The organism is Dyadobacter sp. NIV53 (genome assembly GCF_019711195.1).
GTDB lineage: Bacteria > Bacteroidota > Bacteroidia > Cytophagales > Spirosomataceae > Dyadobacter.
Window position 1 is genome coordinate 6,399,797 of sequence record NZ_CP081299.1, and the last position, 20,433, is coordinate 6,420,229.

General features: G+C 43.1%; 22 protein-coding genes. 12 read left to right on the plus strand and 10 right to left on the minus strand.

Translation table 11 applies throughout. The annotated features are described in order from the left end of the window. The first annotated feature begins 9 nt into the window (after nucleotides 1–9). The gene (locus KZC02_RS32190) at nucleotides 10–351 is read left to right on the plus strand and encodes an alpha-L-rhamnosidase C-terminal domain-containing protein (RefSeq protein ID WP_229253820.1); all 342 of its coding nucleotides are present in this window, start codon (nucleotides 10–12) and stop codon (nucleotides 349–351) included. 84 nt (nucleotides 352–435) lie between these two features. Here KZC02_RS32190 and KZC02_RS26315 read toward each other — a convergent pair whose 3' ends face one another. From KZC02_RS26315 to KZC02_RS26325, 3 genes are all read right to left on the minus strand, one after another. Continuing rightward, nucleotides 436–687 (minus strand): hypothetical protein, encoded by a 252-nt coding sequence (locus KZC02_RS26315; protein WP_221391382.1) that lies wholly within the window; start codon nucleotides 685–687, stop codon nucleotides 436–438. Then, entirely contained in the window at nucleotides 659–1,681 is a 1,023-nt protein-coding gene (locus KZC02_RS26320; protein ID WP_221391383.1) for an LLM class flavin-dependent oxidoreductase, read from the minus strand. Before KZC02_RS26320 ends, KZC02_RS26315 begins: the two co-directional genes overlap by 29 nt. Before the next feature lie 515 nt (nucleotides 1,682–2,196). Next, on the minus strand, nucleotides 2,197–3,102 hold the full coding sequence (locus KZC02_RS26325; RefSeq protein WP_221391384.1) for an AraC family transcriptional regulator: 906 nt from the start codon (nucleotides 3,100–3,102) through the stop codon (nucleotides 2,197–2,199). Between the two features lie 187 nt (nucleotides 3,103–3,289). Between KZC02_RS26325 and KZC02_RS26330 the strand changes: the two genes are divergently transcribed. From KZC02_RS26330 to KZC02_RS26375, 10 genes are all read left to right on the plus strand, one after another. Continuing rightward, nucleotides 3,290–3,610: a hypothetical protein gene (locus KZC02_RS26330; RefSeq protein ID WP_221391385.1), complete on the plus strand. Its 321-nt coding sequence runs from the start codon at nucleotides 3,290–3,292 to the stop codon at nucleotides 3,608–3,610. A gap of 86 nt (nucleotides 3,611–3,696) precedes the next feature. Then, complete coding sequence (locus KZC02_RS26335) at nucleotides 3,697–4,791, plus strand: alpha/beta fold hydrolase (RefSeq protein ID WP_221391386.1); 1,095 nt, start codon at nucleotides 3,697–3,699, stop codon at nucleotides 4,789–4,791. A gap of 114 nt (nucleotides 4,792–4,905) precedes the next feature. Continuing rightward, a complete protein-coding gene (locus tag KZC02_RS26340; protein ID WP_221391387.1) occupies nucleotides 4,906–6,930 on the plus strand; it encodes a molybdopterin cofactor-binding domain-containing protein in 2,025 nt (674 codons plus the stop codon). Then, complete coding sequence (locus KZC02_RS26345; protein ID WP_221391388.1) at nucleotides 6,918–7,061, plus strand: hypothetical protein; 144 nt, start codon at nucleotides 6,918–6,920, stop codon at nucleotides 7,059–7,061. The genes KZC02_RS26340 and KZC02_RS26345 overlap by 13 nt, the downstream gene beginning before the upstream one ends. Beyond that, nucleotides 7,058–7,534, plus strand: a complete 477-nt coding sequence (locus KZC02_RS26350; RefSeq protein ID WP_221391389.1) for a cupin domain-containing protein — start codon at nucleotides 7,058–7,060, stop codon at nucleotides 7,532–7,534. Before KZC02_RS26345 ends, KZC02_RS26350 begins: the two co-directional genes overlap by 4 nt. Before the next feature lie 50 nt (nucleotides 7,535–7,584). Beyond that, nucleotides 7,585–9,135 carry a carboxylesterase/lipase family protein gene (locus tag KZC02_RS26355; protein ID WP_221391390.1) on the plus strand — a complete coding sequence of 517 codons (1,551 nt, stop codon included), beginning with the start codon at nucleotides 7,585–7,587 and terminating at the stop codon, nucleotides 9,133–9,135. Between the two features lie 164 nt (nucleotides 9,136–9,299). Further along, a complete protein-coding gene (locus KZC02_RS26360; protein WP_221391391.1) occupies nucleotides 9,300–10,145 on the plus strand; it encodes an aldo/keto reductase in 846 nt (281 codons plus the stop codon). A 46-nt stretch (nucleotides 10,146–10,191) separates the two neighbouring features. Then, nucleotides 10,192–10,554 carry a DUF4440 domain-containing protein gene (locus tag KZC02_RS26365; RefSeq protein ID WP_229253821.1) on the plus strand — a complete coding sequence of 121 codons (363 nt, stop codon included), beginning with the start codon at nucleotides 10,192–10,194 and terminating at the stop codon, nucleotides 10,552–10,554. A 36-nt stretch (nucleotides 10,555–10,590) separates the two neighbouring features. After that, the gene (locus KZC02_RS26370) at nucleotides 10,591–11,028 is read left to right on the plus strand and encodes a nuclear transport factor 2 family protein (RefSeq protein WP_310590378.1); all 438 of its coding nucleotides are present in this window, start codon (nucleotides 10,591–10,593) and stop codon (nucleotides 11,026–11,028) included. Between the two features lie 77 nt (nucleotides 11,029–11,105). Beyond that, the gene (locus KZC02_RS26375; RefSeq protein WP_229253822.1) at nucleotides 11,106–11,879 is read left to right on the plus strand and encodes an aldo/keto reductase; all 774 of its coding nucleotides are present in this window, start codon (nucleotides 11,106–11,108) and stop codon (nucleotides 11,877–11,879) included. A gap of 406 nt (nucleotides 11,880–12,285) precedes the next feature. Here KZC02_RS26375 and KZC02_RS26380 read toward each other — a convergent pair whose 3' ends face one another. The 6 genes from KZC02_RS26380 to KZC02_RS26405 form a co-directional block, all read right to left on the minus strand. Next, nucleotides 12,286–12,570, minus strand: a complete 285-nt coding sequence (locus KZC02_RS26380) for a hypothetical protein (RefSeq protein ID WP_221391392.1) — start codon at nucleotides 12,568–12,570, stop codon at nucleotides 12,286–12,288. A gap of 178 nt (nucleotides 12,571–12,748) precedes the next feature. Further along, nucleotides 12,749–15,406, minus strand: a complete 2,658-nt coding sequence (locus tag KZC02_RS26385) for an ABC transporter permease (protein ID WP_221391393.1) — start codon at nucleotides 15,404–15,406, stop codon at nucleotides 12,749–12,751. Then, nucleotides 15,403–15,741 (minus strand): PadR family transcriptional regulator, encoded by a 339-nt coding sequence (locus tag KZC02_RS26390; protein ID WP_221391394.1) that lies wholly within the window; start codon nucleotides 15,739–15,741, stop codon nucleotides 15,403–15,405. Before KZC02_RS26390 ends, KZC02_RS26385 begins: the two co-directional genes overlap by 4 nt. Nucleotides 15,742–16,224: 483 nt before the next feature. Next, nucleotides 16,225–16,404 carry a hypothetical protein gene (locus KZC02_RS26395; RefSeq protein WP_221391395.1) on the minus strand — a complete coding sequence of 60 codons (180 nt, stop codon included), beginning with the start codon at nucleotides 16,402–16,404 and terminating at the stop codon, nucleotides 16,225–16,227. 108 nt (nucleotides 16,405–16,512) lie between these two features. After that, nucleotides 16,513–18,612, minus strand: a complete 2,100-nt coding sequence (locus tag KZC02_RS26400; protein ID WP_221391396.1) for a hypothetical protein — start codon at nucleotides 18,610–18,612, stop codon at nucleotides 16,513–16,515. Nucleotides 18,613–18,782: 170 nt separating this feature from the next. Beyond that, on the minus strand, nucleotides 18,783–19,313 hold the full coding sequence (locus KZC02_RS26405; protein WP_221391397.1) for a 2'-5' RNA ligase family protein: 531 nt from the start codon (nucleotides 19,311–19,313) through the stop codon (nucleotides 18,783–18,785). A gap of 106 nt (nucleotides 19,314–19,419) precedes the next feature. Between KZC02_RS26405 and KZC02_RS26410 the strand changes: the two genes are divergently transcribed. Beyond that, entirely contained in the window at nucleotides 19,420–19,779 is a 360-nt protein-coding gene (locus KZC02_RS26410) for a DUF4180 domain-containing protein (RefSeq protein ID WP_221391398.1), read from the plus strand. A gap of 128 nt (nucleotides 19,780–19,907) precedes the next feature. Here KZC02_RS26410 and KZC02_RS26415 read toward each other — a convergent pair whose 3' ends face one another. After that, the gene (locus KZC02_RS26415; RefSeq protein WP_221391399.1) at nucleotides 19,908–20,390 is read right to left on the minus strand and encodes a DUF4385 domain-containing protein; all 483 of its coding nucleotides are present in this window, start codon (nucleotides 20,388–20,390) and stop codon (nucleotides 19,908–19,910) included. Between the last annotated feature and the right edge of the window lie 43 nt (nucleotides 20,391–20,433).

The window sequence follows — 20,433 nt, forward strand, 5'->3', positions numbered from 1 at the left end:
AATATCGATATGGGCCTTACCACCTGGGCCGAGACCTCTGATGTAAATACATCAAGATCCGATTGCCATGCATGGGGATCAAGTCCAAACATTGAATTTTTCAGAATTGTCCTGGGAATTAACAGTGATGCCGCAGGCTTTTCAAAAGTACTGATCACTCCGCATTTGGGATCAATTGACGATATCAGCGGGGAGATGCCACATCCGAATGGGAAGATATTGGTTAATTACAAAGTGAAGCAAGGCGCGATACAAGCTGAGATTGAACTTCCGGAAAAGACATCTGGTAATTTTATATGGAAAGGCAAAACACTTGGTTTAAAAGCAGGAAAGAATTCTTTAAAATTGTAGTGGCCAAGTATAATTAACTATTGATTCAAATCTTTAACAATCCAATACTCCTAGTATGTTTTCCTTTAGAGTAAGAAGCCGTTTTCAGGCTTCCCACTCTAAAAAGATTTTCGGAACACTATTTCGTTTTATCGCTTTGCTTTCTGGCATCCTGTTTTTTAGATTTTTCCTGCGCTGTTTACACCAGCCGGGCACTCCACAAAGAAATAACCATTTTCCGTTAAGCTGGGGTAAAACCGGGTACTGTGAAAGAAAAGCATCCTGAATCAGTGCGCTCTTTTTCTCTGAACCATTGTCAGTCAAAGATTTAACGCCACCCAAGTCCAGGTGCCACATGCTCTAAAATAGAGGACAGCACATGTACATTGTAATCGACCCCCAGTGTATTGGGTATTGTCAGGAGAACCGTATCCGCTTCCTGAATAGCCTCGTCCTGCGCCAATTCTTTGATGAGCTGATCCGGTTCAGCCGAATAACTTCTACCGAAAATCGCGCGTTTGTCCTGTTCAATCATCCCGATTTTATCTCTCCGGTCAGACTCCTGTCCAAAGTAATAGCGGTCTTGATCGTTTACCAATGCAAAAATAGACCGGCTTACCGACACCCTTGGTTCACGTTGGTGACCCGCCTTTTTCCAGGCTTCTTTGTACAACCTGATCTGTTCCGCCTGCTGCACATGAAAAGGCTTGCCGTTCTCATCGTATTTCAGCGTAGAACTTTGAAGATACATTCCGTTTTCGGCCGCCCACACAGCAGTAGCATTAGAAGCGGCGCCCCACCAGATACGCTCCCGCAACCCTTCCGAGTGTGGTTCCAAACGCAATAAGCCCGGCGGATTCGGAAACATCGGGTTTGGATTTGGCCTTGCAAATCCTTTACCTTTTAGTCTCTCCAGGAATTCCAATGCCTTGCGGCGTCCCATATCCGCTTCGGTTTCTCCTTCAAGCGGCTCGTATCCAAAATACCGCCACCCGTCAATTACTTGTTCCGGAGACCCTCTGCTAACGCCCAATTGCAGTCGCCCCTCGGAAATTAAATCCGCAGCGCCGGCATCTTCCACCATATACAGTGGATTTTCATAACGCATGTCAATGACACCCGTTCCAATCTCTATTTTGCTTGTTTTGGCACCAATGGCCGAAAGCAGCGGAAAAGGCGATGCTAACTGAGATGCAAAATGATGAACACGAAAATAAGCGCCATCTAAACCAATTTCCTCGGCTGCAACAGCCAGGTCAATAGATTGCAGCAAGGTATCACTTGCTGTTTGCGCCTTATAAGCCGGATGGTCAGCCCAATGTCCAAACGATAAAAATCCTATCTTCTTCATTAAATGTTTTTCAGTTTCATTTTAGAATTAGACAGAATATTGGGCGTTAAAAGTTCCTGGGTTTGGATGCGGGTTGGTACTGGGTATTGTTTTGTGGTTTTTATAAATAGGATGGGTGGATAAACTGGAACCGATTTTCTAGGTCTGGGAAAAGTGCTGTAATAAAAATTTACGGGTCATTATTGGGAATGTTCCCGAAGCATTGTGTCCGGTTTAACCAGCTGACTGAACGGGGGATTTCTTCCGTTTGATAGAGGGGTATTCATAGCCTGCTTTTCATCAATGTTCCGAATCTTCCATAATGTTAGAAAAGCTAAACCTCGGCGAGGTAAGCCCTCTAAACCTTCCGCCCATTGACAAAGCCACCAATGCCCCATTTTTTGCCAAATGGCAAATAATTCCATTCTAATTAAAACCACCTTTGCCCTGTCGAACACCAAAAAATCAAAAAAACATTATTAATTACAGGAGCCTCGGCTGGAATTGGGAAGGCAACTTCGTCTATTTGCTTATTTCTAGTTCAGATCCGTATGAATCCGGTACTCATTGGGTGAAATTCCAACACGCTGTTTAAACAACCGGCTAAAATGCTGGGGGTATTTAAATCCGAGTTCATAAGCAATTTCACTGACGGATTTATCGAGATTAAATACCCGCTCTTTGGCCATGTTGATGATCTTCATCTGAATGAATTCCTGAGCAGACTTGCCGGTTTCTTTTTTGATTATATCCCCGAAATAATTGGGAGAAATATTAAGTTCGTCAGCACAGTAAGATACTGTTGGTAGGCCTAGTTGATGTGGTTTATCCGACTGAAAGTATTCGTTAAGCAAGCCATCAAACTTTTCCAGGATACCTTTGTTGGCTGTATCCCGGGTGATGAACTGCCGGTCGTAAAACCGTACGCAATAGTCAAGAAATAGCTCTATGTTGGCAGAAACCAGCTTTTTGCTATGTTTATCAATTCGCTGCTCCAATTCATACTGAATTTTTGAAAAGCAATCTTTTACAATGCTCCGTTCCTGTTCCGAAAGGTGAAGCGCTTCGTTGACTTCATACGAGAAAAAAGTATAGTCACTCATATGTCGTCCAAGCGTTGTGCCCAGCAAAAGATCGGGATGAAATACCAGTGCATACCCTTGAGGTTGGTAAAAATTATCCTTGATGTTCTCACCAATAGCTTGGCCTGGTGCAAGGAAAATCAGTGTTCCTTCTTCATAGTCATATATATTAAGACCATACCGCAGATCACCGCAATGAATTTTTTTGAGGAACACCACATAAAAGTCATAACTCATCCGGCGCGACTCTCTCGGATCTGCTTTAGACAGATCGACAATGCTTACCAGTGGATGAAGAGTTTCATGCTTGTTGAAAGCGTTGTACTCATGAATTGTTTTGAATCTCAGGATATTTTCCATAGACCAGGGATTTAGATAACTATATCTACAAATTTAGTTGATCATTTTCCATTAGATGCAAACCGTACCCCGGATCGGTAATATTGGTAGACAAATCAGGAATCTGTATACATAAGATGGAACAGAGAAACGAGAACTTTGCAAATCAATATTTTAGGAATGAACAACCGAAAGAATATTTGTGATTATGTCGGGACGAAATGTTTACACTTTACTGACCAAGATTTTTTTGATTTTTGCCGTTGCGTGGTTTTCTGGTTGCAAACCAGGTAATGACACGGACCGCACCTGGTCTGTTTACAAAGCTGACGTAAGCAGCAGCAAGTACCTACTATTAGATGAAATCGAAATATCTGATGTTGGCCAGTTCAAACTGGATTTTGGCATTTACAATGCTGCATTGGCTGGAGTGATCAATGCAAATGCTTGCAGGTATCGAGTAAAAGAACCGCAATATCCTACTGGCCCGGTAACATCCTCAATGAAAAATTTATTTGGTATTATTTAGCATTTGCTTAACCACGAACTTCGAGCAAAACGGTAAATTAGATTCGCAATAATAATTCTTTGTAAAATCATTTAAATTAAAAGGCTGTGTTAAAAAAGGTAATCCGAAATCTTTATTTTTCGAGTTTAGTAATCGGGACTTCCCTGACTGGTTATTCCTGTTCAACAGGTAAAATAAGTAAAAACGCTAATTTATTAAGCATTCGCGAGCAGGGAAGCTTTGCTGTGGGTGGCAGTATCATAACTAATCCCGGAACATTTGATGCAAAGACCCGGACTCCCGAAGGGCAAACCTTTCACGGAGACCATGCATACGTTTTTTATCAGATTCCCGATAAAGCCCGAAAGTTACCGCTGGTATTCTGGCACGGCATAGGGCAGTTTTCGAAAACCTGGGAAACAACACCGGATGGACGTGAAGGATTTCAAAATATTTTCCTCAGACGTAATTTCGGCGTTTATCTGATCGATCAGCCGCGCAGAGGAAATGCAGGTCGCAGCACCGTAGCTGCTACGATTGCACCGATACCTGATGAGCAAGGTTGGTTCGGTACGTTCCGGGTTGGCATTTGGCCCGACTACTTTCCAGGTGTTCAATTTTCCAAGGATCCGGAAGCTCTTAATCAATATTTCCGTCAGATAACGCCCAATATTGGGGGCTTTGATACCGAGGTGATCGCTAGTGCCACTTCAAAACTATTTGATAAAATTGGTCAGGGAATCCTGGTTACCCATTCTCATTCTGGTGGTTTTGGCTGGCAGACGGTCGTTAAAAACAGTAATGTGAAGGCTGTTGTCTGCTACGAACCAGGCAGTGGTTTTCTTTTTCCGCAAGGCGAGGTACCCTTGCCAATTGCCAGTTCCTCTGGCCCACTGGAAGCGACTGGTATACCCATGGCCGACTTTATGAAACTGACCAGGATCCCGATCATTATTTATTACGGTGATTTTATTCCTGATAAACAAATCGATAATCCGGGGCAGGATGGCTGGCGTGCCCGTCTTGAAATGGCCAGGTTATGGAGAGATGCTGTCAATAAACATGGTGGAGATGTGACGGTCGTTCATCTTCCAGAAATCGGAATCAAGGGAAATACCCATTTCCCTTTTTCGGACTTGAATAATATTGAAGTAGCAGACCAGATGTCTAAATTTTTAAAGGAAAAAGGCTTGGATAAATAACAAAACATCAGCTATAAAAGCAATGATTATTAGCCTTTGATGACTTAGTCTGCATCAAGTATTGGCAAAGGTTACATCCAAGATAAAATGGTGTAACGGTTAAAAAATAGCACTATGAATGATATTTCAAGAAGGCATTTCATTAAAGGGGCATCCACTGCAAGTGTTGCGATTTGGCTGGGACTATCCGCCAAAGGCGCAGCAACTAAAACCTCTGTTGCCGCAATTGCAAGGAATTTTACACCGTTCATTCTCGTTGAGTCAAACGGTCAAATAACACTTTTTAACACCAAACCTGAAATGGGGCAGGGGACTTTTCAGTCTATTCCTGCGCTGATCGCCGAAGAATTCGAGGTGTCACTTGATCAGGTAATCATTAAAAACACGGGAGGTGAAAAAGAATTTGGCAACGGGCAGCGTGCAGGAGGCAGTACTTCGGTACGCGGCAGCTACACCCAGATGAGGACTGTTGGTGCAGCTGCAAAAGCTGTTTTTATTAAAGCTGCCAGTAATAAATGGCAGGTTGATGAAGCCAGCTGTTATGCAGAAAATGGAAAAATTATTCATCGTCCCAGCAAAAAGTCAGCAGCATACAGTGAACTATTAGAGGAAGCATCCAAAATAGAGCTGCCAAAAGAGCCTAAGCTAAAAGATCCCAAAGATTTTAAAATTATTGGCAAACAGGCCCACCGTCCTGATGTTCCACTGAAAACGTCGGGCAAGGCAGTATTTGGTATTGATGTTGAAGTTCCCGGAATGTTGCATGCTGCCGTGAGCAGGTGCCCTGTTATTGGAGGAACTTTAAAGAGCTTTGACGCCAGTGAAACCCTTAAAATGCCGGGTGTGGTCAAGGTGTCTGAGGTTGAAAGAATTGTTGGAATTTACAGTTTTATTGGTGTGGTGGTGATTGCAGATTCATACTGGAATGCAATGCAGGGCAAAAAGAAACTGAAAATTCAATGGGACACCAAAGGTCACGAAACATACAATTCTTCCGATTATGACCAGTATCTGCGGGACCAGCAGGATCAGGAAGGCATGATTGATAAAAATATAGGTAGTATTGATGCTGTGAAAACGACAACAGAAAATACGGTTGATGCCTTTTACGAAACTCCGGTTATTTCCCATCAAACGCTGGAACCGATGGTCTGTGTTGCTCAGGTTGCGGGCGACAAAGTAGAGATCTGGTCATCAAACCAGGTGCCTAATCTAATAACCGGTCCTGGAAACAATGACATCCCTGCACTGACTGGATTTAAGCCTGAAAATGTCAAATACCACAATATGTTTATTGGCGGCGGTTTTGGCAGGCGGCTTTATTACGACTATATCGTTGAAGCAGTCAATGTCGCTAAATTAATAGACAGGCCTGTAAAAACACTTTGGAGCAGAGAAGAAGTGACGCAGAATGGACCATGGCGCATGATGACATTCTCGAAAATGAGTGGAACTATCGGTGAAGATGGGAAACTGACCGCTTTTCGGCATAAAGTAATCGGGCCAAATTTTCATGAATCCCTTTTTAAAAATTTCGATCAAACCAAGCTTGATCCGAGTATGGTAGAAGGAATCGGTACCCAGGATTATCAGATACCGAATCTAAAAACATCCTACGTTAAAACTGACTCCCATATTCCGGGTGCCGCTTTTCGTTCGGTAGTTAGCTCTACCATTTGTTTTCCCCACGAAAGTTTTGTTGACGAAATGGCCGTAAAAGCAGGGGCAGATCCTATGGAATTTCGATTGAATATGGTCGCCAAAGATTCTGATACCTACAAACTCTTAACAAAACTTAAAGAAGTATCTGGGTGGGAATCTGTCCTGCCAAAGCACAAAGGCCGGGGTATCGCCCAGTGGAAATTCTTTGGATGCCAGTGCGGACAGGTCGTTGAAGTGAGTTATGACCCTTCTAAAAAAGTAGTAAAAATCGATAAGGTTATAGTAGTTATTGATCTTGGCGTTGTGGTCAATCCTGATAATGTGAAAAACCAGATGGAGGGGGGATTATCATGGCTATGTCAGCAGCTACAAAACCTGGGATTACGTTTAAAAACGGGATTGTGGAGCAGAATAATTTTTATGATAACTCGGTACCCCGTATCAATGAGTCATTCCCTATTGAGGTGCACATCATAGCAGACGGAAGTAAAATGAAAGGTGTAGGAGAGCCAAGTGTTCCTCCTTTTGCACCGGCACTTGCAAATGCAATTTTTTCAGCCACGGGCAAACGTCTCAGAAAGCTGCCTATCGACCTTTTCAATGTATGAAACATGTATTAAGCGAGCTATTAGCAGTCAGCATTTTCTTGTTGTTCCTCTCAAATAATGTCCTTGGCCAGACAAGTGCTGATACCACCAATGCCGGACGGCAGGGTGTTTTGCAGGTAGGTTGCTTTATAACGGGTGGTGCATCTTCTGCCAGCAGACTTGCCCAGGTTCCACAGATGAATTGTGGTGTTAGCAGGGTAAGTTTTCAACCCGGTGCAAGAACAATATGGCATTCTCACGCAGGAGGAAAGGTCATTGTTGTAACAATGGGCACAGCCTGGTATCAGGAAAAGGGTAAACCCAAGCAAATACTTAACCAAAGTGAAGCCATCGTTGCCCCACCAGGCGTCATGCACTGGCATGGAGCAACACCTGACGCACCTATGATCCATACAGTGGCAACACCAAATCTGGATAAAGGCGGTGTAACATCAGGGGCAGCGGTAACAGATCAACAATATCTGAATCAGTAATATTGGCAGGCTTTTCAGTAATTTTTCCCAACTTAAAACGGTTTTTCAAAGTGAAAAAACTTTTAACAGGTCTTTCCATCATCATGAGTTTGGGGTTGCGCGCCCAACAAACACATCCCAGTGGTACATCGGCCGCGGGGCCAGTAGTTCGCACCTTGTCAGGATCGGTACGAGGCGTGATAGAAGGAAATTTTGACAGCTTCAAGGGAATTCCCTATGCTGCCGCGCCGGTGGGTGCGTATCGGTGGCGGCCGCCAAAACCCTTTCCTGTCTGGCAAAGGGTACGCGATGCGAGCAAGTTTTGCTCAGATTGCGCGCAGGCATGTTGGCCGCGTAAGGCTGGCACAATTCGGGAAAATACTTCCGAAGATTGTCTTTTTTTGAATTTGTGGAGGCCGGCAGGAGCAAAAAGAGGAGCAAAGCTGCCTGTTATGGTTTGGATTTATGGTGGCGCTTTCGTGGGAGGAGGCAGCTCTTATCCGGAAACTTTCGGTGATCACTTTGCCAGGCAGGGAGTCATTTTAATCAGTTTCAATTATCGCCTCGGACGGCTTGGCCATTTTGCATTTCCTGCCCTCTCTAAGGAGTATCCACAGGAGCTTAAAGGTAGTTATGCATACATGGATCAGATTGCGGCACTTAAATGGGTGCAGCAGAATATTGAGGCCTTTGGAGGTAATCCCCAAAACGTTACAATTTTCGGAGAGTCTGCAGGTGGTGTTTCGGTACATTCTTTAATAACAATTCCAGCAGCGAAAGGCCTGTTCCAAAAGGCAATTATTGAGTCCGGAGGTGGCAGGGACGGTGTGTTGACAGCCAGGCCGATAAATAAGGAAAATGCTGACCCTTATTACCCGGTTTCAGCAGAAGCGATTGGAATAAACTATGCGAAAAAACATGGGATTGAAACCAAAGATGCGGCAGCACTTGCCAAGCTCCGTTCATTAAGTGTTGAAGATATCGTGGACAGTGGACAAGAAAATAATGGAGAAGGAGGCGAACCTATTTATTCTGGGCCGATTCTGGACGGTAAGCTTGTCGTAGAAACAGCAGAGAGTGCATATAAGGCAGGCAGACAGTCCAGGGTACCACTTATTATCGGATCAAACAGCGCGGAGGTTCCAGCCGGATTTGTCAATGCCAGGTCAAAGGAAGAGTTGCTGGAGCAATTTGAAACTGTAAAAGTAGCGTTTTCAGCAGCATATGACCTGGAAGATAAAACGGATTTTGCCGAAGTGCTTACAATGGTTAATACGGATAAGGTATGGGCTGAGCCAGCGAGGTTCACCGCAAATGCTTTTACTGCCAAAGGCGACCGGGCATACATTTACCTTTTCTCCTACGTTGCCGAGTCGATGAAGCAGCGGATGAAATATGGCGCATCACACGCATCTGAAATTGCTTATGTGTTTGATAATCTGACAGGACGAAATGAAGCAGCTATAACATCTAAGGATTCTGAAGTTGCTAAAATGATGAACACTTATTGGTCCAATTTTGCTAAAACAGGAGATCCAAACGGAACGGGTTTACCAAAATGGCCCATTTACGATCCGAAAAAAGTGAAATTCTGGAATTTCGGGCAGACGGTACGGCGGTAGGTATTCCCGACCCCAAAAAGGCACGGCTGGATGTCATGGAAAAGGCTGCGAAAAAATAATGAATTTCCTAAACAGTAACATTGGTAGGTAAAACAGGAATTAGTATACAAAATTTGCCTGTTTATGTCAGGAACTTTGCATCATCAACAGATAACTAAAATATAGTGGAAACAGTAAAATTAAATAACGGTATTGAAATGCCCATTTTGGGTTTTGGAGTATTCCAGGTACCAGACCCAAAGGAATGTGAACGAAGCGTACTGGATGCTATTGAAACCGGTTATCGTCTGATAGACACAGCCGCTTCTTATGGAAATGAAGAAGCCGTAGGAACAGCAATTAAAAAGAGTGGACAACCACGTGAAGACCTATTTATTACAACTAAACTCTGGATACAATCCAATGGATATGAGGACACAAAGAGAGCTTTTGAAGCTTCAATGAAGAAGCTGCAACTAGAATATCTGGATTTGTATCTGATCCATCAACCATTTGGTGATGTTTACGGGGAATGGAAAGCGATGCAGGAGTTGTACAATGAGGGCAGGATCAGGGCTATCGGCGTTAGTAATTTTCACCCGGACAGACTTATAGATTTGATTGTTCACAATGAAATTGTTCCGGCGGTCAATCAAATTGAAACACATCCTTTCCATCAGCAAGTAGATACACAACAGTTTCTGGTAGAAAACAATGTCCAGATCGAATCCTGGGGGCCATTTGCAGAAGGAAAAAACGGGCTTTTTCAAAATGAGCTTTTGGCGTCGATTGGTGAGAAATACAATAAAACAATTGCACAGGTGGTTGTCCGATGGCTCACGCAGAGAGGTATAGTTGCAATCCCTAAATCGGTCCGTAAAGAAAGGATGGCCGAGAATTTCAACAGCTTTGATTTCCAGCTAAATACCGAAGAAATGGAAGCCATCAAAACATTGGACACAAATGCCAGTGCCTTTTTTGATCACCGTGACCCTAAAATGGTAAAATGGCTGGGGGAAAGAAAGTTATAAGTTTAACTCGCGGGATTGATTCCTGTAAAGATTATATTTTTAACCTATGAAAACATTAAAGAAAACGAACAAATATCACCTGACGTTGGAGCTAAGCGCATACGCTAATTCTGAGACTAATCCTGCGAAATATCTGGAAACAGACATTGAAAATCATGATGAGATCTTTGAAATTATTAAAACAGGAAGTATCTGGTACAAAAAAACGGACGTGCATGATGTGGCAGTAGAGACTTTTGATGACACGGCAATCATCTGGAGCCGCATTACATTGTCCGCTATGGTTCGGGGTACTGAGGCGAATACCGAATTTACAGTGACTGAGGTGTATAAAAAGAAAGGAAATGGTTGGAAAATGTTAGCGCTGACATTTAGCAGTGTACGGGACACCCATGTCATCAAACACTAGATATAAACCAATGTTAAACGAATCAAACCCATCATTATGAAAGAAATTACAAATCTTAAATGGTTAACCAGGAATCTGGTTGTTTTCATTGTTGGATTAGCGCTTATCCTGTCTAAGCCCGAAAGCGTATCCGCGCAAACACAAAATGCAAATACATCTGACGCAGAAAGACAGATCGCTACGCTTTCAAAAGATAAATGGCGCTGGATGTCAGAAAAAAATATAGACTCATTAGCCGCTCTTTTTGATGATAAGGCAGTCTTTGTCCATATGGGAGGTAGCTGGGGGAAAGACAGAGAGCTCGATGTAATTAAGGGTGGCGGCATTTGGTACAAAAAAGCCGAAGTTTACACAGTTTCTGTTAATATTTTTAACAATACTGCTATCCTCTTAAACGACATTGACCTCCTGGCTGTGGTCGGTGGAAATGAACCGGGCCGCCGGAGCGGTTACTCATGCCTTTATGGTCACTGAGGTATACATCCGTGAAAACGGTAAATGGAAAATGGGTTCCCTTACTTTTTCACAACTGCTCAGACCGGTGAAAATGAATGGCGCTACCAATAAGCCACAACACTAACACTAATCAGCGTCTTCCGGGTTTGAACAGCCGTCCGGAACATATTAAGGAAGTAGTGGAAGGAATGCTCAAACGCCTTCGCACCGACCGTATTGACCTATTGTATCAGCACCGTGTGGATCCGGCTGTTCCGATTGAAGACGTTGCTGGAGCAATTAAAGACCTTATCAAAGAAGGAAAAGTGCTTTACTACGGACTATCCGAACCAGGCGCTAAAACCGTCAGACGTGCACATGCGATTCATCCCGTTACGGCTATCCAGAATGAATATTCGCTTTTATGGAGAGGGCCGGAAAAGGTGATTATTCCTTTATGCCAGGAACTTGGCATTGGCTTTGTTCCATGGAGCCCTCTTGGTGTAGGCTTTCTCACAGGCGCTATTGATGCAAATACACGGTATGCTCCGGGTGACATTCGAGGTGGGGAATCCAGGTTTGCTCCTGAAAATATTAAAAATAACCTGGTATTTGTTGACCTGGTAAAAAAGTGGGCAGCACAAAAAGACGCGACCGCAGCACAAATCTCACTGGCCTGGCTTTTGGCGCAAAAACCGTGGATTGTGCCCATTCCCGGCACAACACAAATGGCGCATATGCTGGAAAATAACGGAGCAGATTCTGTAAAGTTTAATGAAGATGAATTAAAACAGTTCAATACAGAACTGGCAACGATTGAAATTAAAGGTGCTCGTTTGCCGGACTTTGTGCTTGCATTCTCCGATGTCGAAGCGCCGTTAAAGAAATAGGTATGAAAAGAATCATTTTTCTGTTAATAATAATTTTATGTTGCATATGGGTTAGCTCAAATGCTCAATTAATATCATCTGAAAAGGTGTTAATTGTGTATTTATCCAGAGCAAGCAACACGAAGGCTGTTGCGGAAATGATTAAAAAAAGTACCGGAGGAACCTTGGTAGCTCTGGAACTGGCAAAGCCATATCCGTAAAATTATAAGGCTACCATCGCACAGGTTGCCAATGAAAATGAAACAGGCTATTTGTCACCGTTAAAAACAAAAATAGCTGATATCGAAAAATACGACGTAGTATTTATCAGCTTTCCAACCTGGGGTATGAAACCGCGTCGGCGGCCCGGCCAACAGACGACAAAGGTTTCCGACACTTACCTTTGCGATTTCGTTATCGCGAAGCTTTAAGACTGTTTGGGTAGTGCGCCACTGCGACCAGACTTTTTTCGAATGGGTACATTTAACTCGTTTTCGGCAACCTCGATCATTGTGTTCAAAGCTAAAATCAGTAAGTTAGCCTGATTGAGGGCATATTCCAATTCCTCAATCCGTTGTTTCAGGTCTGTAATGTCCTGTGTCCGTGCCTTTTTCATAGCAGGTAAAGTTATCAAACCAGTTTGAATCTTTCGTTGATACAAAAGTACCCAGTTACGAAGCGTATAACTATTATGAATATGTAAATCAGCCATAACCTTGCTGGGTTTTTCCCCTCCAAAAAGGATTCGAAAAACGGCGCTCTCTTTAAGTTGCTCGCTATACTGAAAGCGATTAAGTAGGTCGCGAATGTGGTCTTGCATAGATGTGAATTGCGCAGGTCGTTGGGTTGTGCCAATCTGGCACCGTACAACCTGCGCCAGCTGAATGATCTCATTCGCTTCTCAGTGACGTTACCGGATTCATCAACGCTGATTTTATGGCTTGATAACTGATGGTAAGCGCAACAATAAAAAAGGCGATCAGCCCCGCTAAAACAAAAATCCAGAAACTGATCTCCACCCTGTAAGCAAAACCTTCAAGCCATCGGTTCATTACGTACCACGCCACCGGAGTCGCAATCAGAATAGCCACGACAACCAGTTTAATAAAGTCGCTGGAAAGCAACAGAACGATCGTGCGGGAATCTGCTCCCAACACTTTTCGGATACCGATTTCTTTTGTGCGCTGCTCTGCCATGTACGTCGCCAGTCCGAGCAGTCCCAGACATGCAATGGCTATGGCCAGGCAGGAAAATGTGGTAAACAACTTTCTGAAAGTAAAATCATCCTGATACTGGCGATTAAAATCTTCATCCAGAAAACTGTAAAGGAAAGGCCTGTGTGGTTCTATTTCACTCCAGATGGCACCAACCTGCTGAATCGTTTTTGTCAGGTCTTCTGACTTAACTTTAATGGATAGATACCGGCTTGAATAGGCCTGGAAAGGCAGGGTGAGCGGTTCGATTTTTTGATGCAAAGAAGTGAAATTAAAATCTTTCACGACCCCGATCACCACACCTTTTCTTCCCCACTGACTGAATTTTTTACCCACGATTTCTTCGGCATTTTTATATCCGTATTGTTTTGCTGCTGCTTCATTAATGACCAAAGCACTGCTGGAGTCCGCAGGGAAATCTCTGGAGTATGATCTGCCTGCAACGAGCTCTAAGCCAAAATGGGGTATAAAGTCTATTCCGACCTCGAAGATGGGTTGCCCCATCATTTTCGTTTCGCCATTCTTTGTTTCTATTTCCGTGCCGGCATGCGGGAAAAAGCTTCCGGGAACGCTTCGGGAAAAAGCGACTGAAACAATAGATGGGTTTTCTTCCAGCCTTGTCTTTAAAAGCTGCGACCTGGCATTCACGGCCTCATCGTAGTTGTAGTCGATTACCAGCATACTTTCTTTATCAAAGCCTAAATCTTTATCCAGTAAATGATTCATTTGTGTATAGACGATAATCGTCACCGCGATGAGCAGTATGGAAAGACTGAATTGAAAAACCACCAATCCTCTTCGCAGATTTACACCTGATGTTGACTTGGTCATACCTTTCAACACATGAACCGGACTAAATCCCGAGAGAACCAGTGCCGGATAAGAACCCGCCACAAAAGCGATCAACACCATGGCTCCGATAATGATGGGAATACTTTTCCAATGGATTAAAATGCCTGGTTCAAATTCTTTTCCGGTCAGTCCTGTCATAAAAGGTAACGAGACCACCACCAGAATTACAGCAGTTATCATCGACAGAGAAACGATCACAAAGGATTCGCCTAAAAACTGAGAGATCAAGCTGCTTCTGGCAGCACCAATTGATTTGCGGATGCCGACCTCTTTACTTCGTTCCATGGAACGGGCCGTGGACAAGTTCATAAAGTTGATCATGGCAATGACCAGGATGAACAACCCGATGATAGAGAAAATATACATGTTTGACAGACTTCCGGTTTCTCCCGGCTGGCGGTCCGCTTCGGATTTTAAGTAAACATCGTTCAGCGATTCCAGCTCTATGACATATTTTGTTTTCGGGTCCTTGCGCTGCCGCTTTACAAATTCAGGAAGCTTTTGTTTAAAAGCAGCTTCATTGAATTTTTCGTTTACCAGAAAGTAGGTGTAGAAATCAACATAGTCCCACGTCTCAAAGATTTCCGGTAACGATTTTTTAAACGTACTCAGCGAAAGGAGGGCATTAAACTTAAAGTGAGAATTGCCGGGAAGATCCTTCATGATACCGGTCACGATGTATTGACCGGCATTCGCTCTGCCTGGTGAATCGCTTCCTTTCAGCATTTTACCCAATGCATTTTCATTGCCGAAATATTTCCGGGCCGTGCTCTGTGTCAGTACGATGCTATACGGATTGACCAATGCAGTTTTAGGATCACCCTGCAACAAATCCCAGCTGAATACATCAAACACGGTGGAATCTATGAAGAATACGCCGTTCTCCTGATACTTTTTATCATCGTTAGTCAGCAGAATGTCAGACCTGCCTGAAAACTGAACTACTTTTTCTATTTCAGGAAAGTCATTTTTAAGTGCCGGTCCGACAGGGGCGTTACCCCAGACCCAGGAAGGGCCTTCTTTCGACAGATTTCGGGGATCTTCGGAAACTCTGGTTCCATGTATGATGCGGTAGATCCGGTCGCGCTTGCTATGATATGTATCGTAGGAAAGTTCACTTTGCACAAACGTAAAAATCAGAAAGCAGCAGGCAATTCCTACCCCCAATCCGAGAATATTAATGGCCGAATACGCTTTCTTTTTAATCAGGTTTCTCCAGGCAATCAGAAAATAATTTTTATACATGGCATAAGGTGTAAAAGTGTAGGATGATTTAAAATTTCTCAATAGCACCGGGCGAAGCAACTTTAACATTTCCCATGTATAAATCCGCTTTGCCTTCCTTACAGAATACTGATGAAGATTATCCTGAAAAATCTCCTCCATATCGCCTTCAATTTCTTCCAGGTATTCCGTCCGTAAAATGCCCCGCATCAAACGCAATGGCCATTGAGGCGGTTGAATATGCTCAGGCGCACTCATATCATTTTCAATTCAGAGGCTGTCAAAGGAATTGAACTCCACAGATCGGCGCGTATTGCTCTAATTTCTTCCAGCACTTTAAGCGCATAGGAAGTAGTATAGTAAATGCGTTTGCGTTTACCTCCTCTTTTCAAAGTGGCTTCGCCGAAGGCTGAGGTGAGAAAGCCTTTTTCTTCCATCCGTTTCAATGCCGACTGAATAGACCCTACACTTAGTTTTTCTTTCAACCGTGTTTCCAGCTCCCTTTTTATCTCCGCTCCGTACGCATCGTGCTGTAAGGCTGCTACTGTAAGCAATACGAGCTCTTCGAACTCACCCAGTTTCGTCTTCTTCATGATCTGCTATTAATCGTAATTGCAGTTAATATAAGTACTTTATTTTATTCTTAATTGCAGTTAATATTAAATAAAATAATATTTTTAATTCAGTGCGGTGAATATCAGTGTTTTATATTTTGAAAAATATTTAGTGTACAAATGGAATGATGGGTTAAATTAAAAGAAAGTGCGGCAGCGGCCTGGTCGGCCATGCCGCCGCAAAAGGCGCCACGGGTTTAGCGTAGCAAATTAAAGGGAACAAATGAGCTATAATCAGATCTCAGCCCCATCTTTAGAGATGTTTTGAAAATAGTCTGGTATGAAGCATAGCGACTTTGTCCCATTTTCTCATTTAGGATCAGTTTTGAATTGAAAAAATAACCAGTTGTCGCATAATTTGCGACCAACAGAAATAATTGCATCAAGATTGTAAACCTTCTGGTTTCGTTTTACTTCTCTTTTTCCCTCCATTTGAACTATTAAGAGATCCTTAATAGTTGCCTATTTTGTCAGCTCACCTTCATCGAATACATTGCTAAGGTGCATATTACTATTAGGCACCGTCGTATGAAACAAGACAGCCATCATCTTCTGCGCCAGCCAAACTGTGTCTTGTTCAAATTTTACTTCAACCTGAGTTTCACCATCACCACTTTGATAAATTTCTATTTGATTCTCCATTCCAAAGATTTAATAATTCAAATTTAAGGATAACCTGATGAATGAAGAATAACACCTATAATCGCATTACTGATAAGATCATTCGGCAATGCGAAGTATGCTTATTTATCAACGCGCTAATGGCTCCAAATAAAAAGTCTGGCTGAAAGCACCGTTTACAGCGCTGTCCCAGGCTTCTATGCGCATCCATTTTCTGCCTTTCAGTTTAGGATGGAACTGAAATTTTTGCTCGCCGAATGCGCGGGTGTTTGTTAGTTCGATTTGTTCCCTGTACACTTTTTCCCCGTCGCCCGATATGACCTCCACAAAATTCATCGGGAAAGTCCAGCTCAATTTTAAGTCTACATCGGCCGTGCCGTCGGCATTCAGCGTGAGCGTTTCACCGGACAACTTTCCGTTTACTTTCAGTTCATGTATCAGTACTTCTCCGGTGGTTCCGAAGAATTTCCCATGCTGCATCGCGTCTACAACGGGTTTCCAGCCTGAGTCAAATCCGGGCAGCTGGTTCAGCATCATGTAATTGACATTCATATGTGCATACATTTCGTTCTCCTGCGTAACTGTGAACAGGTCGGCTTCTGTGATCACGGTTTTTTTCTCTCCCCAATTGTTCATGTCATCCAGCAGATCAAGCACGCGGTTACCCAGCCGGGGCTGCGAAAGATCGGCAGGCATCGCTTTCCAGGCTGCACCCATAAAGCGGTCGGATTTGAAGAACGCTTCATGGTTATAAATGTCAGGGGTATTAACCGATCCCTTGGTTCGCGCATGAGCAGTCCAGGCCAGTCCCTGTTCATCCTGTAACAATTTCAGCATGTCTTTTTTATCACCAATATGGTACACTTTGCCAAATCCCGGCTTGTCTTCGACGAAAGGCGTTTCTTTATCACGCGACATAATCCAATAAACGGGTTTTGGGAAAATTTGCAGCCAATGCCCGCCGAAAAATTCGTTGGGTTCTTCTCCTGGCATAAGCAGAAAGTTGTTGTCCGACAGTCGCCGGCATTGCTCAAACAGCGCTTTCAATTCCCTGAGCCGAAGTGAATCCGGGCCTTTGGGATGAGCAGTATAGTGAAATTCTCCAAGGTGGACCATATCCAGGCCGAGCCGCTTGAACACTTCGACAAACTCAGGTTTTTCCGGAACCGGTTTGCCCGCCAGCACGACATTCATGATAAACTCATTATGAAAATGGCTTGACATCGTTTTGAAGCCCGGAAGCCTGACGTAACGATCAGAATTTGTGAATTTTTTAACGGCATCAATAGCTTGATTACCTTCTGCATTACTTATCAGACAGAAAAAATTCATACGCTGCTGCGTTCCGGGAGGGGCATTAAACCACGGAACAAAGCGGCGGTCACCTTCCAGTTCCTGCCGGATCCCGATACCGTAACCATCGAGCATTTTCCTGTAATTATTTCCATGCCAGATGAATTTCAGGTTGAATGCTTCATCAAGCGGATAAAAATATTGGTGTGGTGCAGGGAAAATGGCCATTGAACCGCCTTTGCTTCCGGCAGCGATGGTGCGGTATTTCACGCCCAGGTTTCTTGCCGAATCACTATATTGTACAGCCGCCGACTCCATCTGATCAGCCGTGTTCGTCCAGGAAAGATTTGTCCATTTCTGCGTTCTGCTAACCAGTCCGGCATCATACACGATGGCTGTTGCCTCAGCTTTGGTTGACATTACGGCTGCAATATTAAACAGGGGGCTGCCGTTGTAAAAAGTCACTTCGAGTACCCCCGAAAACCGGTCGGCGGTAAGGCTTCCGATTGTTACCACGGTGCGGGTGCCAGTACTCCTTACTGCAATATTAGTTTTTTTGAGGACTACCTTAAAAGTCTGAAAAGGCCGCAGAGGTACTTTATCGAAAAATATATTCCATCCGTTCTGTGACATCAGGTCCCGTTTTCCTACGGTCAGCAAAAATGCTGCATCCAGATCTTCTGACACAATAATCGGCTCCGTTTTCGTACCAAGAGCGATTCGTTTGAACAAAGGATTGGAAGGTGACATATCAAATTGTACTTTCCCTGATTTACCTTCCCCGGTTGGCCAGGTAATCTCCACCAGCTCCTTTTGTATCCAAAGTGTAGCTTCACCTTTCCGGTTGAATTTTTCTGTATTGAATTTTAGTTGAGCCTGCGCCGTTAATATTCCTGTTACCAGGATGGCGGTTAAAATAAAAGATCTGAGTTTCATGTATGGTCTTTAACAATTCTGACATTACTTTTTATTAATTGGCATAAGTAAATGCCGGCGGGCTTTTACCCGGTTTTAAACCGTTTTTAGGTAAGCAAAGTAATTTTATGTCCTATTTTAGTAGCTGAAAAGAATAAGGTTGGTAAATAGGAAAAGCATTTGTGAAGTGCTCAAAGGGAAGGTGAATCTTGCCCTAAACCAAAGTTCATTATATATTCCCATGGACCCTGATGATAGCGCCACAAGTCAATGCCATAGATGGTAAAGCTGAATGGTTTGAAATTCTTCGCTAAATCCGCCTGTAGTTTTTTTGCAGCCTGAGATTCTACTTTGTTTTGTATTGTAATATGAAAGTTTCTTTTCTGCCGGTCCTGGTCGGTCAGAAAATCAAACCAGTTTTTTTGAAGCTTCTGATGAAGTAAGGGCAGCTCGGGCGATGCAATTTTAAAAGCAGTCCCATTTCCAAGAGATACAATAGACTGGGCATTGACCTCGAAAGGCAGTTGATCTATTGCCAGTTTTTTAAGATCTTCCATAATCCACGGTTCATCTGGTAAAGCATGAAAGAGAGTCAGATGTGCATCCAGATAATTACGCTCAGCCGGAAAATGCTGTTTTCGCAGTTTGTTGAAGTAACTTTGTGCATACGTGCTGATTGCAAGTGTGGCAACCAGTGGCTTCCGTTTTGATTGCTCTGTCATCAGGCGTTTTGTTTTCTAATTTAGGTTTTTATAACTGAAATCAATTTTTATCTAAATAAAAACAGGAAGTAATGCATGCGTTTTTTGAAATAAACAACATTGATTTATGGATATTTTAATACACGAAATGAATAATACCAAAATAGCGGAGATTACCTCAGAAATTATCCTGGTCTCCAATCCTGAGGACAGCCTTCAGATACTTGCAGATATTTATTACCAGGATATTGATAAAATAATCCTGCATGAGAAGAATTTCAATCCGGAATTTTTTGAGCTTAAAACTGGCATGGCTGGCGAGATACTGCAAAAATATTCCAATTACAAAGTAAGGCTGGCCATCGTCGGGGATTTTTCTAATTATAAGAGTAAAAGCCTTAAAGATTTTATCTTCGAGAGTAATAAGAAAAACCAGATCAACTTTACCAGATCTGTTGAGGAGGCTTTACAAAAGCTATTATTGTGAGGAATTATTTGCTGCTGAAATGATTATTTAATGTAAATATCTTTATGGAAATACAGTACAAATATCTGATTTTGACGGTAATGTGTTTCAGCCACAACGGGTTTTGAATTCTGGTGAAAATTGCGGATTTAACCTGATGTGTTCTTCCAGTTCTTTTTTATAAGTGCATATTCAGCATTGTTTTCCGCTTCTTTCCATCTGGTGAAAAATATGGTAGCGGCTTCGGCTTTTTCCTGTTCGCCGGTACCTTTTTCCAGAAGCTGGTAGTCATGATCTTTATCATATTTTTTGCCGCCCTTGTAATTGGCATACCGGCGTGCGCGGGTAAAGCCCATTTGTAAATATTTGCGCGCCATATCGGCTCCGACAAAGTCTTTCTGATCCAGATAAGCCAGAAAAAGGTCATAAATTTTACGGCTGCTTTCCTCCGCAATGACTTTGGTTTTAAAACGCCAGAATTGTCCGATTTCTGATTTATACGGTTCACAAATCAAAACACCCTGTTCACCTTTTCCAACGCGGTATAGTTCAGGGTGTTCCCGATAATCGATATCAGGTTTCCAGGCATAGGCTGGCTTATCGAAATTCAGGTACGAAGGTTTGTCGCCCATGGATGATCGGAAAGTATACTGACTTCTGCAATCGGATTGATCT